An 18,512-nucleotide genomic window follows, 5' to 3' on the forward strand; every position below is an offset into this window, starting at 1 on the left:
GGGGTTTATTGGTTCATCTATGAGTTTATATACGGCACATCAAAGCAAGATGATCGGGTCGATTGACCGCGCGGTAACAGGTCTAGGGGAGATACACCCTTTAAACAATAGTTATTACGCGCAATGTCTCGAAATATTTGAAGCCAATAGCGATCAACGACCTGGGCTCTTAGGTTGGTTCGAAGCTAACGTTGTCTCCAAAATGTCGCAAGACGCCAATACTATTTTGAGTGTTGGCTGTGGCACAGGTGCTTTCGACGAGCGAATTTTAGGGTATGCGCGGGCACGGATGAACCAGGTTAGGTATCTCGGCATTGAGCCAAATGAAATTTCCGCCGCTGAGTTCTTACAAGCAATGGGGTCTCAGAGATGCGATCAAGTCGACGTTTCTGTTCTCGTGCAAAGGTTTGGCGAGCAAACCTTTGAAAACGAATTCGACCTGATTCTCTTTGTGCAATCCATCTACTATTTGGAAGACCGCAACGATGCCATCGATGCCGCAATGCGAGCACTAAAACCCGGCGGAGAATTGATTATCGTGATAGCCCCTGACGAAGAGCTGAACACCATTGCCAATCTTATGTGGCAACGCCAGATGGAACAGAAAAGTTGGTTTAGCGATAACGTACGGGCCCACTTCGATGCGCGCGGATTAGACTATGAGGAAACCCGCGTTAATGCCAATCTGAACGTGAACGAATGTTTCGGAGAATCGACCGAAGAAGGGCGAAACATTGTGGACTTCATCGTGCAAACCCGGGCAGATCAACTGCCGACAGGGTTGCGCAACGACATTTCCGAATTCTTAATGTCAATTAGCGAAGAGCAAGGCACGACGACATGTCTGCCACATCCGGTCGATATTTTTCGATGCAAGAAAGGCTAGGCATGTTTTTTAAGGCATATCTGCCGCTTCGATCTCAGTCACAGGGGTATTGAAGACGGTCTCACGGAGCGACATATCACGGTCAGTACCCCCCCCTAGCTGATCCCATGGTCCGACCGGTGTCCTGCCCAGGGGTTGCCGCCCGATTGGCAGAGAGGGACACAGGTGTTGGACTCTGATACATTTGAAGTAGCGAGCCAGGTAGTATGAGGGATTCTTTTGTCATTTATAGTGTGATCGTTGTGCTGTTTTCATTAATGGCCTCAAGGGCCTGCCGCAGTGCCAGCGCTATGGATTACGTATTAGCTACCACGCAGGGTGTTGGTCTTTTGTTGCTGATGAGCAATTATCGTCAGATCGCGCTGTATCTCTTGTTGACCACTGCAGTAGCCTATTGGGTCAGTCAAATATTGACGGGGGCACGACCGATCAGTCGCCTACTGCCTATAGCGGGGGCCGGAGCGCTCGTCTTTGCTTTGATGATTCCAGCAGGGTGATTCAACTGTCGGGATGATTGGCGCGCCCGGAGAGATTCGAACGCCCGATGCACTGGTTTGAAGCCAGTTACCCTACCCAGCTGAGCTACGAGCGCGAGGAGTGCTGACTCTATGTCCGCCGACATTAGTCTATGGATCAGTATCCATTGCCGGAAGCTCTAATCAACATAAAAGCTAGAAAAAAAAATATGGTGGGCCAAGAAGGATTTGAATGGCAGCGACGGATCGTCTTCGACCTGCCAATTATGAGGAGCTGGGAGAGTGGTGAGTCTTCTCAGTAAGTTGAATAATCGTAACGACCTTTGTCTAAAGCGCAGGTTACCGGCAACGAAACTGCACCTATGCCGACCCGAGTTGGGTCGGTTGCTGAGCCTGGTTTCAGAGGGTGTAGGTATTCTTGCGTCAGACCCAATCCAGAACCTCACCGAAGGCCTACTGACCCTCACCAAGGGTAAAAAGTTCATGACCCTTGTCATCCTGTTGCCTGGCAATAGCGTATCGTATCCGTTTGTTCGCCCGCAAATTGTTGTTCTCGCTATACTCGCTTTGGCCGACCCACAGCCCACGGAATAAGTTTATCGCCAACAGGCACTCTTGACCGGACCTCAGCCATCAAGTAATGAGGCCAAAATAGGCATAGTCTCCTCCATTATTCTGGTCTCGTTAAAAGGTTTTCTGACTCCGTCGGATATAAAGCGGATTAAGCAAAGGCGATTAGAAGCGCACTGAGCAATAAGCTCAATATCGAACAAGACAGCCACTACTGAGAACTCGCTGCGGTCGTAGAGTCATAGATGCTGAACCGCCCTTAAATTGACTGTTGCAATAATCGGACAACAGTATATAAAAGCGGATACTGATGAGTGATTAATCGAAGAATAGTGGCAGGGTATCTTATGAAAAAATTTCTAGGCAGTATCGTGGCGTTATCCATTGCCTTTGCGCCGTTAGCAAACGCATGCACGGCGATTAACCTGAAAGCTAGAGACGGCACGGTAATCGCTGGTCGCACAATGGAGTGGGCTGTTGATATGGAATGGACGCTAACGTCTCAACCGCAAGGTAGCCCTGTATTGATTAGCGCGCCTGAGTTTCTCGACTTGCCATCAAAAACCCTGTCTAGCAAGCATGCGTTTGTCGGTATTTATCCAGCGGTTCTAAAGGGATCTCCAGCGATTCTCGAGGGGCAAAATGAAGCTGGGCTAGGTCTCAGTGGGAATTTTTTACCCGGCTTTACTGAATATCAAAAAATAACCTCTCAAGACGAGGAGTATGTCTCGATTATAAACTTTGGAAGCTTGGTTCTTGGCATGTATAGCACTGTAAAAGAACTAAGAGCAGCATTGCCAAACTATAAAGTTTGGTACAACCCCAGTGAAGTCGAAGGTTCGCCGACACCACCATGGTTGCATTTTGTTTTGACCGACCGCAGCGGCGACAGCATCATCGTAGAGTTTGTTCAAGGCCAAATGGTAATCCACGACAACGTCGCGAACGTGCTGACAAATGCCCCAACGTACGACTGGCATATTAATAATGTTCGCAACTACCTGTCGCTGACAGATACGGCAACAACTTCTATCGTTGTGGAGGGGACTAATGTTACGGAAATTGGTCAGGGCGGAGGATTAATTGGGCTGTCAGCCGACTACACCCCGCCCAGTCGTTTTGTGCGAGCGACCTATCTAACCTATTTCGCCTATCAGCCTGACGGCAGCCGCGATGCCGTGCAATTGATGGCGCATTTGCTGAACAACGTAGACATACCGAAAGGGGTATCCAGAACGACCATTGATAAGCAGGTTGTCTCTGATTATACGCAGTGGATTAATCTAAAGGATCTTGAAAATAATCGCATGAAGATAGCGAGCTATTCGAATCGTACGAATTACATAGAGATAGATTTAAATCAGGTATTCAAATCTGGTAGATCAATGGTGTGGGTTGTAGACGAATTGCCATATCCTGATAATGATCTCACCGCGCAGCTATTAGAATAGAGTCTATAGATTGCCACGCTAGCCGAAATATCAGCAGGATAATCGCTACGTCAAATGGCATAAACAGTACTGACGACTTAACTTGCAAGCACCCATCCCCAAAAAGACCGACAGCGCGTCCGGTGTGAGTTCTATTTAAAAAAAGCCACCTGAGAGTGGCTTTTTTTATCGGTGTCCCTGTTAAAGGCTTATTCGATCGCGAGTACCACTTGATTAATGGTGCCGGTAAAGCGCGTTTCTTTCGGACCTACACCAATGTCATCCGCCACCGGTGTCTGGTTATCGAGGCCCACATCTGCTGTCTAGTCCGCCGAAAAGATCAGCAGCTGAGTTCGGCCAATTCTGCCGGAGGCCACCTTCACGTTCGAGCTTTTGGCCAAAAGCCTCGCCGCCAGCCGGGGCCAGTGCTGGAGGTGATTTTGCGCCTTTGGATATCATCTATTTATGGTGAAAACTGGGTTACTAAACGAGCATCTACGCTATATCGTAAAGCAGACAGTGCTAACCACACCACCTCTGCAAAAGAGTTCGATCTTTAGTATCGATGGTGCAAAAAGTATCACTAGGATAAACGCTACTTTTGCTATCAATGCATTAGGAACAACGGACTGCCGACAACCATTTATCGCGGCCGCGGCTATCAACTATTGTCATACATGAATCTGATCCCCATAAGCACTGCGCATGCTGCTGTTAGCAATCTATTTAATTTGACGAGGTACCTGGCAAGGACTCAGAACTATCGTGTTCTAAGGCTAAGTGCGTATGCAGAGTGGAGCGGGGCGGTAGCCTGAGATCAGGTGGCTGAATTTTGTCGGTCTTTGCGAGTTAATTTTTCGATACCAAGAAATGCACTCACACCGCCCCCTTTGCATCTCTCAACGCGTTCTCGACTCTATTTTGGTGCTGGCCCCGGGCTGAGAATCTCTGTTGCGGCGATCACCCAGCAAACCCGCATGGATAGTGATTTTGTCAAAGCCCCGTGATCCACTATACTGCGTGTCGTGAACAAAAATTCGCATCCGCACCGCGCCGTCGGCTAACGCCTGCTGCTTACCGGTTCAGGATGACCAGTAGCCCACCAACGTACGGCAGAATCATGAAAACGATCTTCACTCTTCTACTGATGACCCTCGTTACCGCTTGCTCTCACCCGCTGGAAATTGTTGGGGAAGGGGATATTAGTTCCTCTACAGGGACTAATGATTGCTTATTGGAAAACCAACCGTGTGCCAATTATGTCGCCGGGGATTACAATCTTACCTATTTGGCACTGCCTCATGCGGGCTGGGTGTTTTCTGGCTGGGAAGGTTGCGGTGCACAATTCCCGACATGCGCGATTAACGTGCCGGGGGCAACGGTGGATCAGCGCTGGGGCCAGACAATGCCGCCATTGCGCGCGGTTTTTGTGCAAGACGGCAGCTCTCCCGGGATGACGATCTCCTCGAGTTGGTCGGCTGTTGATGAGACGCTGACCGTTGAAGTCAGCTTCGCCTCCATAACCCCCACTACTGTGCAGCTCTACCCTAAAGGGCTCGCAGATGGGTGGGTCGAAACAGACAACTCGCCACCCTTTTCTTTCTCCCTCGATACATCTGCGTTTGAACCGGGCGACTACGAGATGCTTGTCCTTGCCGATGATGACACCAATGCCATCAGCGAAATCGAATTAGTCACCGTCAATGGCTGCAACGGTTACTCCCATTTGTGCAGTCGCAGATACGATCAAGTTCGCTACGCCACCACGCACAACGCAATGTCCAATTCAACCAACGGCTGGCTGGGCCCCAACCAGAATTGGGATGTTCCGGCTCAGTTGGAGGCCGGTGTTCGTGCCCTGATGCTGGATACCTACCGCGCTGGCGATCTCAATACGCTCAGCCAGGAGATACAGGTGCCTGGTGTAGACCCCAATACGGCCTATTTGTGCCACGTATTATGCTCCATCGGCAATCAGCTTCTGGTCGATGGATTGAGCGAAATCCGCGAATTTCTTGAGGTAAACCCAGGCGCGGTGGTCACTCTGATCCTCGAGTCTTACCTCAACCATGCACTTACGGCCGATGCCTTCAATGCGGCCAATCTCACACCTTACGCCTATCAACACGCCGGCGGCGCTTGGCCCACACTGGGACAGATGATCGACGCAGGCACCCGCCTTGTCGTGCTGCAGGACATTTCGGTTAATCCATCCTACCCGTGGCTGATGAATGTCTGGGACAATGCTTTCGAAACTCAGTTTTCCGCGTCCGCTCCGGGAGACTTCTCCTGCACCGAAAATCGTGGTTCGACTGCCAACGACCTGTTTATTTTCAATCATTTCCTCACTAACGTCTTTGGCTCTCCGACGCTCGCCGAACAGGTTAACTTCAGCCCGCTACTACTTAATCGCATCAACGAATGTGAAGCATTTCACGCCACTACAGCCAATTTCGTGACTGTAGACTTTGTTGATATCGGTGACACACTGTCTACGATTGACGCACTCAACGAGATAGGTAGTTTTTAAAGGCGCTGGGGGAGCGTCCAAGTAATCGATCTCAAGACACGCAAAGAGAAGGGTGTTGAAAAGTGAAATGCGCCCAAGCTGTTAGATCGGCGCATGACTGCGTGTAAGCGTCACTGATTCTGGGGAGGCGCCCGCACCTGATATCATCTTCTACGCAGTCTGGGTCTGCTACCGTTTCAACCTCAGTCACCGCGATATCGAGGGTCTGTTCCACAATGAGGCCCCACTGTCAGCCGTGAAGCTATCCGTCCAGGGTGTATCAAGTGTGGCGCACTATACGCTCGAAGATTGAAGCGGAAGCACCGGGGATATGGCGGTCTTGGCCTTCGCGACGCGTGCCAGTCCGGGATCAGGGCTTTCCCGTGGACGGATGGTGCGAAGCATAAGGGTGTGTGACCCTGTTGCGCGCCGAAGGCGATGCGACAAGACACGGGCGGAGACGACATGACCCCATTCTCGGCGATGACACCTGAAGGAGGCGACTCAATTTCTTGCCAATACCGCAATTAGATTGTTTATACTTCGAAGCAAGCAGTGTGAGACCTCTGGCTGCTATTCATACGCGAAGAGCAAAGGATCCCCGCAGATGTTTCTTGTCCATAGCACCCACGAGGAGGCCCCTTTGCTGGCCCAAGCCGTTGTGACCGCTTGCAAAGGTCCCGACGGGTGGGAAACCCCTCTGCAACCGAGACTGCTACACGTCCTCTTCGAGCGACTGGTTGGGCTCGACGTCGATTTCGAGAAGCTGCAGGGCACGACAATGGATGCAGCTGCTTCCGGACTCGCTTCCCAAGAGCAACGGGTCGAACTGATCGAGTTGATGGTCATGGCCGAAATATTGGCCTCGCCGCTTCCGATGTGGCTCGAGCAGAACATCGAAGATTGGGCCGCTTCTCTTGGTGTTGAGAGCGCTAGCCTGGAATTGGCGCGCGATCTGGCGACCCATGCAAGCCATTCAGCACTCCAAGACTTCTACCGATGCAACTGGATTGGTGAGTTAGACCGACAAAATCCGCGCTTCCAGGAGTTGTTTTCGCGTTATGGCGATCAGGCCTTTACCTTCACGATGGAAGAAGAGCCGGAGACGATCGAAAAATGGTCGAAGCTGGAATTCTGTCCGGCAGGGAGTATTGGTCGACATGTCTGGGATTTCTACCGGGCAAGAGACTTCAAGCTGCCAGGAAGCGTTGGGTCTGCCAATGAAGCGTTGGCTCGCCACGACTGGATTCATGTCCTCGGTGATTTCGACACGACGCCCATGGGCGAAATGGAAGTCACCGCCTTTCAGGCTGCGGCGAGCAATCTGCCGGGCGCAACCTTGGGCTTCATCGGCGCCGTGAGCATTTTCGAGACGGGCATGCTCCAAAGCTTGGTGGCGCCGGGTCATATCCACAACCTCGATCAGCCAGGTGGGCCCGAACGCATCGCTGATGCGATCAGTCGAGGCAAGGCCCTTCTCTACGACGTATTCCAGGACATCGACTTTTTCGCCCGCGCGAACCAGCCTCTCCATGAAATACGTATCGAGCTGGGCGTTCGCGACAAAGTGACTCCGAACTGAACCTCACGATCTGGCGTGGCGGACGGGCCGATCAAACCGCGCGGAACAATTCTGTGGGGCGACTCAGGTCGGAGAGCGACGAATGAGGAGATGGCCTCCTCTACCTATCGGCCGGTGGCGTGGTTACCTCGCACAGGGACAATCTGTAGCCCTGCTCGAAGAGCAGAAGGAAAGAACGGAATTTGTAATCTCTAGGCCGAAAATGCGTGTGTTACTTGATCTTGGCAAGCTTTAACAGCTCCGAACTTACCGTCACCTGGTTTTTTTGCATAGTGTCGAGATCTATTTCAAAGCGTAGCTTACGGTTGGTAATGAAAAAGGTAATCGCAGCATCTTGTTGTGATATTTGGTCTGATGCAAGCACTACAATGTTGCCTTTCATCTTTAAATCTTCCTCTGCAAGCGGTTGGTGCAGATAGGTGTAGTCGCAGTGGTTCGCCTCCGATAATCGTTGAATCTTTAACTCAGGTTTACTGCCTTTAGCACGCCTATTGTCCACTAAAGCGCTAAAAAATTCTTCAAATGGCGCCTCGTCCTGCAGGCATATATAGAGAAGTGCAGCGGGGGAATTTTGAGAGTCATTTGGCCAGTTAATAAACTCTATGAAATTGAGAAAATAGGCCGCTTTTAATTTATTCTCTTTGCTGAGAGTGTCTTGATTTGATGCAGCATATGCAGGGCGGGACGACACAAACAGCACAAAAAAAAGCACGGCTACTGCGGCACAACTAATTCGGCAGATCCATGACATTGCTTTCTAAAAAGGCCGTGAAATTTTTACTGAGCTACGCCAGTCTTCACGGGTCTGAGGGCCATTGAGGTTTTGGTAAATAGGCTTTCCTACTTCGACCGCCAGCCGGTAGTTGTCAGAAACCCGCCATGAAATACCAGCCCGAGCGCCAATTTTTGTCCCTCCGAATAAATCCGGGTCAGTGATGGGTGCTGGATAGGGGAAGGGTGGTTCAGTCTGCAGCGACTCATCGGCACCGTGGATCGAGTCACTGTAGTTAATGTTTAGACCAATGTAAGGCTGTAAGATTTCGGAAAAATGAAAATTATAGCGACCCGTCAGCGAGTAGCTATTGCCTAGTCGGTAGTCGTTGTCGTTGGTTCCACTTCGGATAAGTGCCGCGAGCGTAATGGTAATGTCATGCTCGCCTTTGTTGTGGTAGCTTATTTCAATTGGGAAATCATATGTCCCTGAGCCTAACTGCATTGTGTAAGGAAGCTGCTGATCTCCGGGCGCCCTTGGCGTGTCTCCCTCCTCATCGATCGAACCTGTCGGGATACTGAGCCCAGCGGTCAACCACCAGTTCGCACGTTCCGTGTCAGATAGTTTGTAACTGGCCGATACGACAGCGTCTCCAACGCCCGAACTGTCAATTTCGAAGGTCGCGTAATTAGGAACAATACTGATGTGATCTGTGTTTTGCTCAATATAGGGAACGGTAATATGGCCACGCCAGCGGTCGTCAAAAGCATAACCAACGGAAATTATATATGCTGTCTGGGTAATTTTGCCTGGAACCACCGGAAAATTTTTGTCTGTTCTAGGCTCACCACTATTGGGCCCGCTCCACAGAACCTCGTCTTCGCTAACTCGGTTGTCGCCATCAAGAAAGTCTTCAAACTCCGCCGAACTGCGTTGAAAACTAAAACTCCATGGAGATTTATCTTGACCAGATGAAAAGGGATCATCTATTGACTGTTCGAGCAGTTCGACCAGGCTCATTTCGGCAAACTCGGAAGGCGTGCTCTGGGAAAGCCCGTAACTGCTGCACATCATGCCGACTACAGTGAAGGTCCAGCGTAGGGGAGCGATCCTGCTCGTAGCCATATGATTACTCCTAACTAGCGGGAATCTTTGAGCTTATATACGTAATCAGAAATCCGTTAATGCCGATGAGTCCAGAAAATACGAATGGATTTGACCCGAATATCAAGACGATACAGTAATCTCGGCTCTATTTAGCCACGTAGTTTTACTTACTTTCGCGCATCTCCCTATTAAGTACTTATACCTATTAGGGAGACCTTGTAACTGGTGTAACGTATACCTGCGCACAATGGTTTTTGGGCATTAGGTTTGGCATGAGAAGAGGGCGTTGTCTGAAGGTAAGAAATGCGGTGCTTTGGAAAGCGCCATAAATGATCTGCTTCGGTGGATGGGCTGCTAGCCGGTTAGTGAATGTCGAAGGCGAAGTTGACCTACTCCGAGAAAGTCAGAGTTCATGGATGATGAAGCGATAGACAGTGGCCTCCAGAGTTTTGTTTGAAATAAATGTCGACTCGATAGCAGAGAAAGACTCTGTAAATATCGACACGGCCGTCTATCTTTACTAGCCAGGAACATTCGATTGAGAACGATACATTGCGTTGAGATAGTAGGGCCCTGGTAGATAGTTGCATAAATAGATCAAATAACAGTGTAAGGGTGTTTCTATGAAAGAGCTCAGCATCAACACTTGGTCAATAAATAAAAAACGCCTGTGCAGGCGCACGCACAAGCCAGCCATTTTTGTGACGTTTTGATTCTGTGCTGACACAGTGTCAGTGAGAAATTCCTCACGTTTTAGCAACCACGCTATTCCCGCAAATGGCGTTATTTCTGGTGGGACACTGTGATGATGTGTCCGCTGAAATATTCCATAACAAGGTCAAATGAAGATTAATCTAAAGTTGTCTCATAAGATTAGCCTTCTTTCTATGGCTGTCACGATGCTGGTGGTTTTCGCTTCCATTGGTATCGACGAATATATCGATCACGCCGATGCTGTTGAGGAATCTAAAGAGCATATTCAAACATTAGTTGACGTTACCGCATTCAGTATTGCGGCACCAGCGATGTTTAGCGACGCTGCCGCCGCGGCTAAAGTGTTAGAAGCTCTGCGTGTCAACCCGGCTGTTATCTCCGCGCGTATAAACACTTCCGAAGAAAAGCCTCTAGCAGAATACCGGCGTAGCGTGAGTGCTGACACAGTAGAAATAGAACACTTCATGACTCCGGTTCGCTGGGAGGGGCAAGAGTTAGGGACGTTGATAATAGATATGGACGTTTCTGAGCTGAATTCCGAATTATTCCGTCAAATGTGGATTGCTCTTACAGTGGTATTGATATCAGTGCTTGCCGCCGGGCTAGGCGTGTACTTTATGGTTCACGGAGCGACAAACGCTTTTCGAGATTTAAGTGGCGTTGCCGAAAATATTGTTAGTGAAAGCGATTACAGCCTGCGTGCAGCTAGTCTCAGCACAGGCGATGAGGTCGGCAGTTTGACGAGTGCTTTCAATGCCATGTTAGATCACATAGAAATCCAAAATTCTTCTCTGCGAGAGTCGCAGATAAGTTTACGTAATAAAGAGCAACGGCTCGTTATGGCGACGTCCGCTGCTGGGCTTGGTATATGGGATTATGATCTCATTGAAAATACGCTATTGGGTGATAAAAGGATGTCTGATATTTATGGCGTCGAGCACAACCCTGGCGGGCATAATGCAAGCGTATGGATTGATTGTATTCATCCAGATGATCGTGACAGAGTTGTTAATAGTTACCGCCGCGTCGTAGATGATAATGAGGATTTTTTTAGCGCCTTTCGCTTGTTGTGTCCCTCTGGCGCGATCAAATACGTGACGTGGAATGCGAAATTAGTGCGCGATGCTGATGATTTTGTGGTGCGTATGATAGGTGTTTGCCACGATGACACAAGACGCGAGCTCGCGCAGGTAGCATTGAAGAAAGCCGAGAGGCTGTCTCAGGAAAGATTAAATCAGGCCAATTTGGCAAACACGGAATTATCATTCCAGAAATATGCCCTTGACGAACATGCGATCGTCATTATTGCAAACGCGAATGGTGAAATCTCATACGTTAACGATAAGTTTTGTGACAGTAGTGGCTATTCGCAGGGTGAGTTGATTGGTGAAAACACTCGAGTGGTTGTAAGTGATGAATATTCATCGGAACATCTTAATGAGATACGGCTAGCAACCTTGGAGGGTAAAACCTGGTCGGGGGATATGGAAAATGTGAAAAAGAATGGGGATAGTTACTGGGTATCGGCCACCGTGGTCCCCTCGCTTAATCACGCCGGAGAGATGGAAAGTTACATTGTCATTGCCACTGATATCACTGCGGTTAGGACCGCTGAGGCCATGCTGCGTCGATCACAAAAGATGGAGTCTGTCGGTGAGTTAGCGGGTGGATTGGCGCATGATTTTAATAATCTTCTGGGTATTATCATCGGAAATCTTGATTTAATGAGCGCTCATGATGATCTCAACGAAGTACTGCGGCAGCAGCTTGGTGTCGCACAGACCGCAGCTCTGAGGGGTTCGATACTGACGCGCAGTCTCCTTGATTTTTCACGCCGCTCAGAGGGGGACTATAGTCCAGTAGATGTTGGCAAGGTGATTAGCGGGTTTGAGGAGTTAATACGAAAATCCATCACCGCGAGTATTTCACTCGAAACATGTTTTCCGGAGGGGCTTTTTCGTGTGGAGTTGAGTCCTGATGATTTGGAAGATGCTCTAATTAACTTGAGCCTCAACGCGCGCGATGCTATGCCAAACGGCGGCAGCCTAAAAATAAAAATACAGGAATCAGTAATAGGAAAAGCTGATGAAAATGTAGAGGTCGAGATGAAGCCAGGCGAATACCTGGAATTGTCGATTAGTGACACAGGGGGCGGTATTAGCAGCGAGGTTTGTGAAAGGATTTTTGATCCGTTTTTTACGACTAAAGGAAAAGCGGATGGCACTGGTCTGGGTTTGACCATGGTCTACGGCTTCGCCAAGCGCTGTAATGGCTATATATTTGTTCTCTCAGAATTAGGACAAGGCACTACATTCAAAATGTACTTCCCCCGTTCAAGGCAAGCAGTCAAGCCGCTAGAACCCTCTGCTGTCAGTGCGCCCATGACGCCCTCTGGCTTTGAGACTATTCTTATTGTTGATGATGAGGTAGAGCTTGCTGCCATTGCACAGACTATTTTAGAGAAACTTGGATATACGGTCGTTTGTGCCGATACTGGACCGGCTGCTCTGCAGGTGCTTGAAGAAAATATGAATATTGATCTTGTATTTTCCGACGTTGTTATGCCGGGAGGAATGAGTGGTCTAGAACTGGCTACTACGATCACCCGTGAGTATCCGCACGTCAAAATACTGCTTACGACCGGTTTTTCGGTTGAAGCTGACCATTCAATGGCCGCAACTGACTCGGAATATGAGGTGCTGCGGAAGCCTTACAGGCGCATGGATCTGGCCAAGCGGATACGAATGGTGCTGGATGATGCTACTTGAAGCGTAAGCACCTCGGCTCTGGCGACAGGTTCTATATCGATGAAATATTTGCCGGTGTGCCGAACCATTCAGATTAATGGCAAGCCGCATTAACTGTGGCGGGCTATATTTGATACCTCGGTCCCGGCAAGGAATTCGCCGTCAGAGACCGTAGGTCTCTTCTGCACTGCTGCGTGGAACCGCCTCATAAACGCCTGCCGTTGCATTTTTGGGGAAAGTTCTTTGACAATCTGCATCATGCCTATTTCTCTTGTAGCCCGATACCGGGCTTATGCCGAACCTGAGTGGGTGCGGGTGCGGGTGCGGAGGCGGAGGCGGTTGGAGTAAGTTGAGGAATCGTAAGCGGTTCCCCGGACCCAACTTCCGAACCAGGGCCGAATTGCTGCCACCGCGTATTCTTCACATGAACCAGCATCTGTCATTTATCGCTTCTCCCAAGTCGAAAATGGGATACTGCCCCGAAAGACAAGCACTGATGCTACGCCGGTTGAGTCCAGCACCAGTTCGCGCTCCAGAATGCGGGTGGAGTAGCTCCAGTTTGTTGGTCTAGGATAGTCATTCAGGAGGTCTGCATGACTAAAGTCAGAGATATCGACATCCATAGAATCTACGCCATAGGCGAACATCACATACACATCTCCGTCGGGACTGGTCAGTTCGTGTATTCGGCGTCCAGCTGGGAAACGGAGCTCAGTATCGCGCTCGACATTCGTTATTGCTATTAGACCCTGTGGTGTGAACTCCACTAGTCTGCCACTTTGGGGTCGGGCAATAATCTGGTATTCGTTGCCTGGCACCTCGGGCAAAAAATCTACGGTGCTGGGAATGGCACATGGCGTGCTGCGAAGCTCACCTCCTTCGGCGAAGATGATTTGAGTGGGCCCCTTTACCCAACCCATAGGTGAATTTATAGACGCCAATTGCTCAAATGTGCAATGAGGGCACTCATATGCCCTCTGGGAAAAGGGGTTTTCGCCAGTAGGCATGATCATTTTATGTGTGAAAATTTGAGCGGGTGTTGGTGGCGTTATTTCACCCGGGAGCAATACAGGCCCCTGATAGTATTGTGAGCCATCAACGATTTCGACGGTTTTAATGACATTTTCAAATACCACCCGCCAGTCATCAGACAACTGCACTTCTCCATGGCGCCACCCCGGTGGCAGATTATTGTGAAAGTCTTCGCCGCCGGGGGCGTGAGATACAAGCACAAATCGCTCCTCCAGATGGTTCACGATGTACGGAACAGTGCGTCCCGTCCTGAAGGTAAGTTCCTGAAACCGGCGACTTTGATTGGTATTGATCAGGCCCGAGGAGTGTAGCTCTGGCGCGCATAGATTGGTTGCACTGTGATAGAAGACACTGTTGCCCAGTGTCATTTCTTCAAAACGGCCATTGAGCTCGGCGTCCGGCGATTGCGCGTACACACTTTTGTCAGCGACTGCGATGTGATCACTAATTCGCCACGGTGGGTTCACTTCCAGTAGGCGGGCTTCCTGCTTGCTCATTTGCGCAGTCCAGTACTCCATCGTACTGTTGTTATACAGTCCAACGACAACCTGGTTCTCAGTGAGGTACTCCAGTATTTCAGCGCGCTGATAAGTATTTTCGAGTGGATCACGTAGGACTGTCGCCAAACCTTGAAAGTCTTCAACTTCAAGGTCTTCAGCTAGTGCGCGCGCGCGGTATTGCCATCCAACAGGCAGTGAAATGCGCGGCCCAAGCGAATCAAGAGCCGCCATGGACAATTCTGGATCGACATATTGCGCGTAGGATTGCATAACGTAGCGCTTGCCGAGTGGGGCTACCAATTCGTAACTAGGTGCGTCTTCATAGAATAGAAGAAACGAGTCTCGTTTGACCTTTGCTTCTACGAAGTGCTCTCCCGGCGTCGGCGTTGAGGGCCCCAACTGTATATTTGCGACGACCCTGAACTCCAGGTTGCCAAAAAAACGTCGTTCCGCTTGTTCGCTGCCTTCCAGCTGTGCTGCATCCATGACCCAGCGTCGCGGTCCGTTTGGCCTTACGAAGACCGCGCCAAGTTCCTGCGCTACTGCACTGAAGTCGATGGACTCCCAGTCTTGCTGGGGACAATCATTGATTCTGAAACTGTTGAATGTTTCCGATGTAATGCCATCGAGACTCAAATAAAAAAAGGCGATCTCACAGTAGCGCAAGTCGCGTATGGACTCGCGCGATTCAACTGAAGTGCCGGTGCTATCACTGCAGCCTGCGGTCAGCAGCGCGTATAGCAGTAAGCCGATGATTCCAGCGCGTTGCACTTTTACTCCCAATGCCACTAGGTGCTTCGAACAGTTAGCTTATACATGTTTGCTCAGAGCGACCACTCTATCAGGGCTGGCCATCGATTTCCTCGGACTGAACCGGTGACTTGAATCGGACGCTCTTTTCTCAGCATTGCCAAGCGAGATGGACTAGCAGCAAATCGCTTCTTTAGGCGTTTACTACGCTGCCATGGCGGTAAACCTATGGATAGCGTAACCGATGAGCTACGTAGGTACTTGGTTGCCCACCGGGAAGTGATGCCTGATGCACTCTGCAGTACCCAACAGTGTGAGAATAATCAGTGAGAGCAGTCGCAGGGTATGGCCAGAGTCAGGGGGGGAGGGATGAGACGATCCAAATCGATGACGCGGGCTCAAAGATTCGCGAAGCCGGACGAAGGCATAGATACCTCAAAGGGCTTCTTTTCCACCATAAGCAGAAATACACACGGTACAAATATCAATGACAACAGCGTTACCAACACAGTTCCTCCGACGATGGCCGTGGCAAAAGGAGGCCAAAATAAACCGCCACCGAGCAACAGGGGGAGAAAACCTGCAACAGTAGTGATCGTTGTCGAGGTGATATGTCGAGTGCAGTGCAGGATGGCGTCTACAATCCCGTCGTAGTCTCCGGAAAGCGCTGTCGGAGAGGCGCGAAGCTCAGCCAGAATTACGATTGCCCCGTTGATGGCAAGCCCCATTAAGCCCAATAGACCGACAATCACCTGAAAGCCAAACGCCTGCCGAGAAAGCGCAAGGCTGAGCATGCCAAGTCCTACTGCTAAAAAAGCCACGCTGAGAATTAAAAAGCATAAACGCCAGGAATTGAAAGATACGACCAGCACAACAATCAACATGACAAAAATAAGCGGTACCTGCGCGGCGAGACCGGCGACAGACTCACTGCGTTTGGCGAGTTCACCGCCAAATTCCATCCGATAGCCGGGCGGCAGTCGGTAGTCATTGTCCTCGATCAGGGCCTGCAGGTCGTTGGCAACCTCGTCGGGCAGAACGCCAGAGCGAAGATAGGCGCCCACCGTATTGATACGCTGACCATCACGGTGGGCGATACTAATGATCCGTGGCTCAATCGACATCTCGGCGACACTTTGCAGCGAGGTCGCATTGAATCTGGAACTATCAGGGGCGAATACAACGTTGAGATTCTGTAAATCTCGCGCAGTGCGTCGCTCGTCGGCTGCCAATCTCACCCGCACAGGGACCTCTTCGGTGCCTTCAAGCAGTGCGCCCACCACAATTCCGTCGAGATTTTCACGCAGCACGTCAGCGGAGGCGAGCGGATTCAGCGGTGTCCCGGCTAAAATTTCCTCTTTCAACTGCAGATTGATCGTCGGGATGGTCTCGCCTAGAGAAGCCACCGTGTTTGTAACGCTCGGCAGATTACTGAGCATCAGCCGAATATCATTGCCGATGTCTTCCAGAACTGCCAGGTCTGGCCCGAAAACGCGCAGCTCCACGGGCGTATCCACCGGTGGTCCCTGCTCAAGCTTGCGGGTGACTATGCGTGCCTCAGTCACCAGCGAAGGCAGGCGCTGTTGTAAATCAGCAACAAGTTGTTCGCTGCGCTGGGCACTGGACGCCAGCACCATTGCCTGGGCGTAGTTCTGCGCACCGAATCTGTTTTCAATCAGATTGTAATAGAACGGCGCGGCACTTTTTCCGATAAACCAGTCAACCGCCTCAATGCCATCAGTGACCGCCAGAATGGCGTCAATTTCGCGCACTACCGCTTCCGTATTGTCGAAACTGGCGCGAGTGGGCAGCATGACTTCAATGGTGAACATGTCGCGATCTACCGGCGGGAAAAAGCGCTCGGGCAAGGTCGAGACGCCGTAAAAACCGAGTCCCGGCAGAATCATAATCAGCGCTATCGCACTTTTCGGGCGGCTAAGAGCGACGCGCAAAATGGACTCAAAGCGGTCCGAAAATCCAGGCAGGACTATTCCCTGTTGCCACCACCCCCCCAAGTGTTGACGGGGAACAATCTTGCCAGCGGTGATTGCGACGAGAGTGAACGAGATCAGGTATGAGCCCACCAGCGAGAAAACAACGCAGAGCGCGAGTGCACCGACGAATTCGCCGGCAGCACCGGGTTGTAAAATAATCGGCATGAACGCAAGTATTGTGGTCGCTGTCGAGCCTAAAAGCGGTAGCCACAAATGCGCGACAGCCGCCTGTACGGCGGCGAGTCTGCTAATGTTCTGGCGAAGGCGCTGAGCAATGTCATCGACAACGACAATGGCGTTATCAACAGTAATGCCCAGTGCGACCACAAGCCCGGTCACAGACATTTGGTTAATGGGCACGCCGGTCACGTTCATCAAAAAGAAGGTAAATAACATCATCAGCGGCAGTGCCGCAGCGACCAGCAGCGCTGAACGCCAACCCAGTGTGACCAGAAGAATTAACAGGATTAGCAAAAAGCCAATGGCGATATTTCCAGTCAGGTGGAACATACGATCGTTGGTATAGTTCAGCTGATCGAAAATTACATCGAGCTCGATGTTGGAGGGTAGGGCTGTATCGAAATCCTCAACGTCACGCATCAGTCTCTCGTGCCAGCGCCCGATTCGCTCCGTATGGAGCATTCGCACGGCTACAACAAGCTGCTCTTGTCCACCGCGCAGAACTTTCTCTTCTTCGGGCTGACGGATCACGCGCTGTACATCGGCGATATCTCCAACTCGCAGCATGTGCGCAGGGTCTCCGACATCAAGTGGCACTCGCGCAACGCGCTCGACGCTATCGAGGTCCCCGGTAATCTCAACTTGCATGCGACCGAGATTACTCTCCAGAAGTCCTGCAGAAGATTTTGTATCGTAACGACCCAATACGGAGGCGATGCTGCGGACGGTCTGTCCGGCTGCGGCGGCACGCGCCGAGCTCACACGAACCTCGACTTCCTCCGAGACAACTCCGTCAATATTTACAACATCGGTGCCCGGCACTGCCCGCAAGCGACTCTGTAGTTCACGCGCATAGCGCTGCAGTACTTGGCGAGGCACTGTGAAGCCGTCTGCTGCGCGCAGGGCAATCATTAAGGTGAATGCATAGCCTCGCTTGTCCAATAGCTGCGAAGGTCGGGCGCCAGCGGGCAAATCCGGTTGAACGTCAGCAATGAAGTCACGAGCGCGGCTCCACACCGGGTCAGGGTCCGTAATGCTGTCGATAAGCGACAGGGTTATACTAGACATCCCATTGCCCGAACGCGAAGAGATCTCCTTGATTTCGGGCATCTCACGCAGTGTCTGCTCAAGCTTTTCTGTCACTAGGGCTTCGACCCGGGTAGCGCTCGCACCTGGAAAAGGAGTCAGGATCAGCGCAAAACGGTTTGCCATGCGCGGATCTTCAGCAATAGGAAGGGTGTAGAGTGCACCGAGTCCTGCAACAATCAGCAACGCCGTGAGCAACCCCAAAAGCCGGCGGTTTTGAAACAGTAGTTGAATCAC

At 50.8% G+C, this 18,512-nt stretch carries 12 protein-coding genes and 2 pseudogenes; 10 read left to right on the forward strand and 4 right to left on the reverse strand.

The window, feature by feature from the left end:
• Positions 1–19 precede the first annotated feature (19 nt).
• The 9 genes and pseudogenes from EYC82_RS15900 to EYC82_RS15930 all read left to right on the forward strand — a co-directional run bounded on the left by EYC82_RS15900 (position 20) and on the right by EYC82_RS15930 (position 7,453).
• Complete coding sequence (locus EYC82_RS15900; protein WP_279250530.1) at positions 20–886, forward strand: class I SAM-dependent methyltransferase; 867 nt, start codon at positions 20–22, stop codon at positions 884–886.
• 206 nt (positions 887–1,092) lie between these two features.
• A complete protein-coding gene (locus EYC82_RS15905) occupies positions 1,093–1,383 on the forward strand; it encodes a hypothetical protein (RefSeq protein WP_279250531.1) in 291 nt (96 codons plus the stop codon).
• Between the two features lie 264 nt (positions 1,384–1,647).
• Positions 1,648–1,956 (forward strand): hypothetical protein, encoded by a 309-nt coding sequence (locus EYC82_RS15910; RefSeq protein WP_279250532.1) that lies wholly within the window; start codon positions 1,648–1,650, stop codon positions 1,954–1,956.
• Positions 1,957–2,279: 323 nt separating this feature from the next.
• Positions 2,280–3,383, forward strand: coding sequence for a linear amide C-N hydrolase (locus EYC82_RS15915; RefSeq protein ID WP_279250533.1), 1,104 nt, complete (start codon positions 2,280–2,282; stop codon positions 3,381–3,383).
• A 155-nt stretch (positions 3,384–3,538) separates the two neighbouring features.
• Positions 3,539–3,922 carry a hypothetical protein gene (locus tag EYC82_RS15920; protein WP_279250534.1) on the forward strand — a complete coding sequence of 128 codons (384 nt, stop codon included), beginning with the start codon at positions 3,539–3,541 and terminating at the stop codon, positions 3,920–3,922.
• Positions 3,923–4,063: 141 nt separating this feature from the next.
• A pseudogene (locus EYC82_RS18185) lies at positions 4,064–4,177 on the forward strand (IS6 family transposase); the annotation flags it as partial.
• A 305-nt stretch (positions 4,178–4,482) separates the two neighbouring features.
• Entirely contained in the window at positions 4,483–5,892 is a 1,410-nt protein-coding gene (locus tag EYC82_RS15925) for a phosphoinositide-specific phospholipase C-related protein (protein WP_279250535.1), read from the forward strand.
• A 97-nt stretch (positions 5,893–5,989) separates the two neighbouring features.
• A pseudogene (locus EYC82_RS18190) lies at positions 5,990–6,207 on the forward strand (IS6 family transposase); the annotation flags it as partial.
• A 307-nt stretch (positions 6,208–6,514) separates the two neighbouring features.
• On the forward strand, positions 6,515–7,453 hold the full coding sequence (locus EYC82_RS15930) for a hypothetical protein (protein WP_279250536.1): 939 nt from the start codon (positions 6,515–6,517) through the stop codon (positions 7,451–7,453).
• Positions 7,454–7,664: 211 nt separating this feature from the next.
• Here the strand turns inward: EYC82_RS15930 and EYC82_RS15935 are convergent, their stop codons facing one another.
• Together EYC82_RS15935 and EYC82_RS15940 are read right to left on the reverse strand one after the other, a co-directional pair.
• On the reverse strand, positions 7,665–8,204 hold the full coding sequence (locus EYC82_RS15935) for a YfiR family protein (protein ID WP_279250537.1): 540 nt from the start codon (positions 8,202–8,204) through the stop codon (positions 7,665–7,667).
• Positions 8,205–8,210: 6 nt separating this feature from the next.
• Positions 8,211–9,185, reverse strand: coding sequence for a transporter family protein (locus EYC82_RS15940; protein WP_279250538.1), 975 nt, complete (start codon positions 9,183–9,185; stop codon positions 8,211–8,213).
• A gap of 929 nt (positions 9,186–10,114) precedes the next feature.
• Here EYC82_RS15940 and EYC82_RS15945 point away from each other — a divergent pair.
• The gene (locus EYC82_RS15945) at positions 10,115–12,754 is read left to right on the forward strand and encodes a PAS domain S-box protein (protein WP_279250539.1); all 2,640 of its coding nucleotides are present in this window, start codon (positions 10,115–10,117) and stop codon (positions 12,752–12,754) included.
• A gap of 422 nt (positions 12,755–13,176) precedes the next feature.
• Here EYC82_RS15945 and EYC82_RS15950 read toward each other — a convergent pair whose 3' ends face one another.
• Complete coding sequence (locus EYC82_RS15950) at positions 13,177–15,036, reverse strand: hypothetical protein (protein WP_279250540.1); 1,860 nt, start codon at positions 15,034–15,036, stop codon at positions 13,177–13,179.
• A 377-nt stretch (positions 15,037–15,413) separates the two neighbouring features.
• Positions 15,414–18,512, reverse strand: coding sequence for an efflux RND transporter permease subunit (locus tag EYC82_RS15955; protein WP_279250541.1), 3,099 nt, complete (start codon positions 18,510–18,512; stop codon positions 15,414–15,416).

It is taken from the genome of Candidatus Marimicrobium litorale (assembly GCF_026262645.1).
Lineage (GTDB): Bacteria > Pseudomonadota > Gammaproteobacteria > Pseudomonadales > Halieaceae > Marimicrobium > Marimicrobium litorale.

Bases quoted from the DNA above. Each gene is read 5' to 3' on its own strand.
- EYC82_RS15900 (WP_279250530.1), top strand. From the start codon at position 20: ATGAGTTTATATACGGCACATCAAAGCAAGATGATCGGGTCGATTGAC.
- EYC82_RS15905 (WP_279250531.1), top strand. From the start codon at position 1,093: ATGAGGGATTCTTTTGTCATTTATAGTGTGATCGTTGTGCTGTTTTCA.
- EYC82_RS15915 (WP_279250533.1), top strand. From the start codon at position 2,280: ATGAAAAAATTTCTAGGCAGTATCGTGGCGTTATCCATTGCCTTTGCG.
- EYC82_RS15925 (WP_279250535.1), top strand. From the start codon at position 4,483: ATGAAAACGATCTTCACTCTTCTACTGATGACCCTCGTTACCGCTTGC.
- EYC82_RS15935 (WP_279250537.1), bottom strand. From the start codon at position 8,204: ATGTCATGGATCTGCCGAATTAGTTGTGCCGCAGTAGCCGTGCTTTTT.
- EYC82_RS15940 (WP_279250538.1), bottom strand. From the start codon at position 9,185: ATGAGCCTGGTCGAACTGCTCGAACAGTCAATAGATGATCCCTTTTCA.
- EYC82_RS15945 (WP_279250539.1), top strand. From the start codon at position 10,115: ATGAAGATTAATCTAAAGTTGTCTCATAAGATTAGCCTTCTTTCTATG.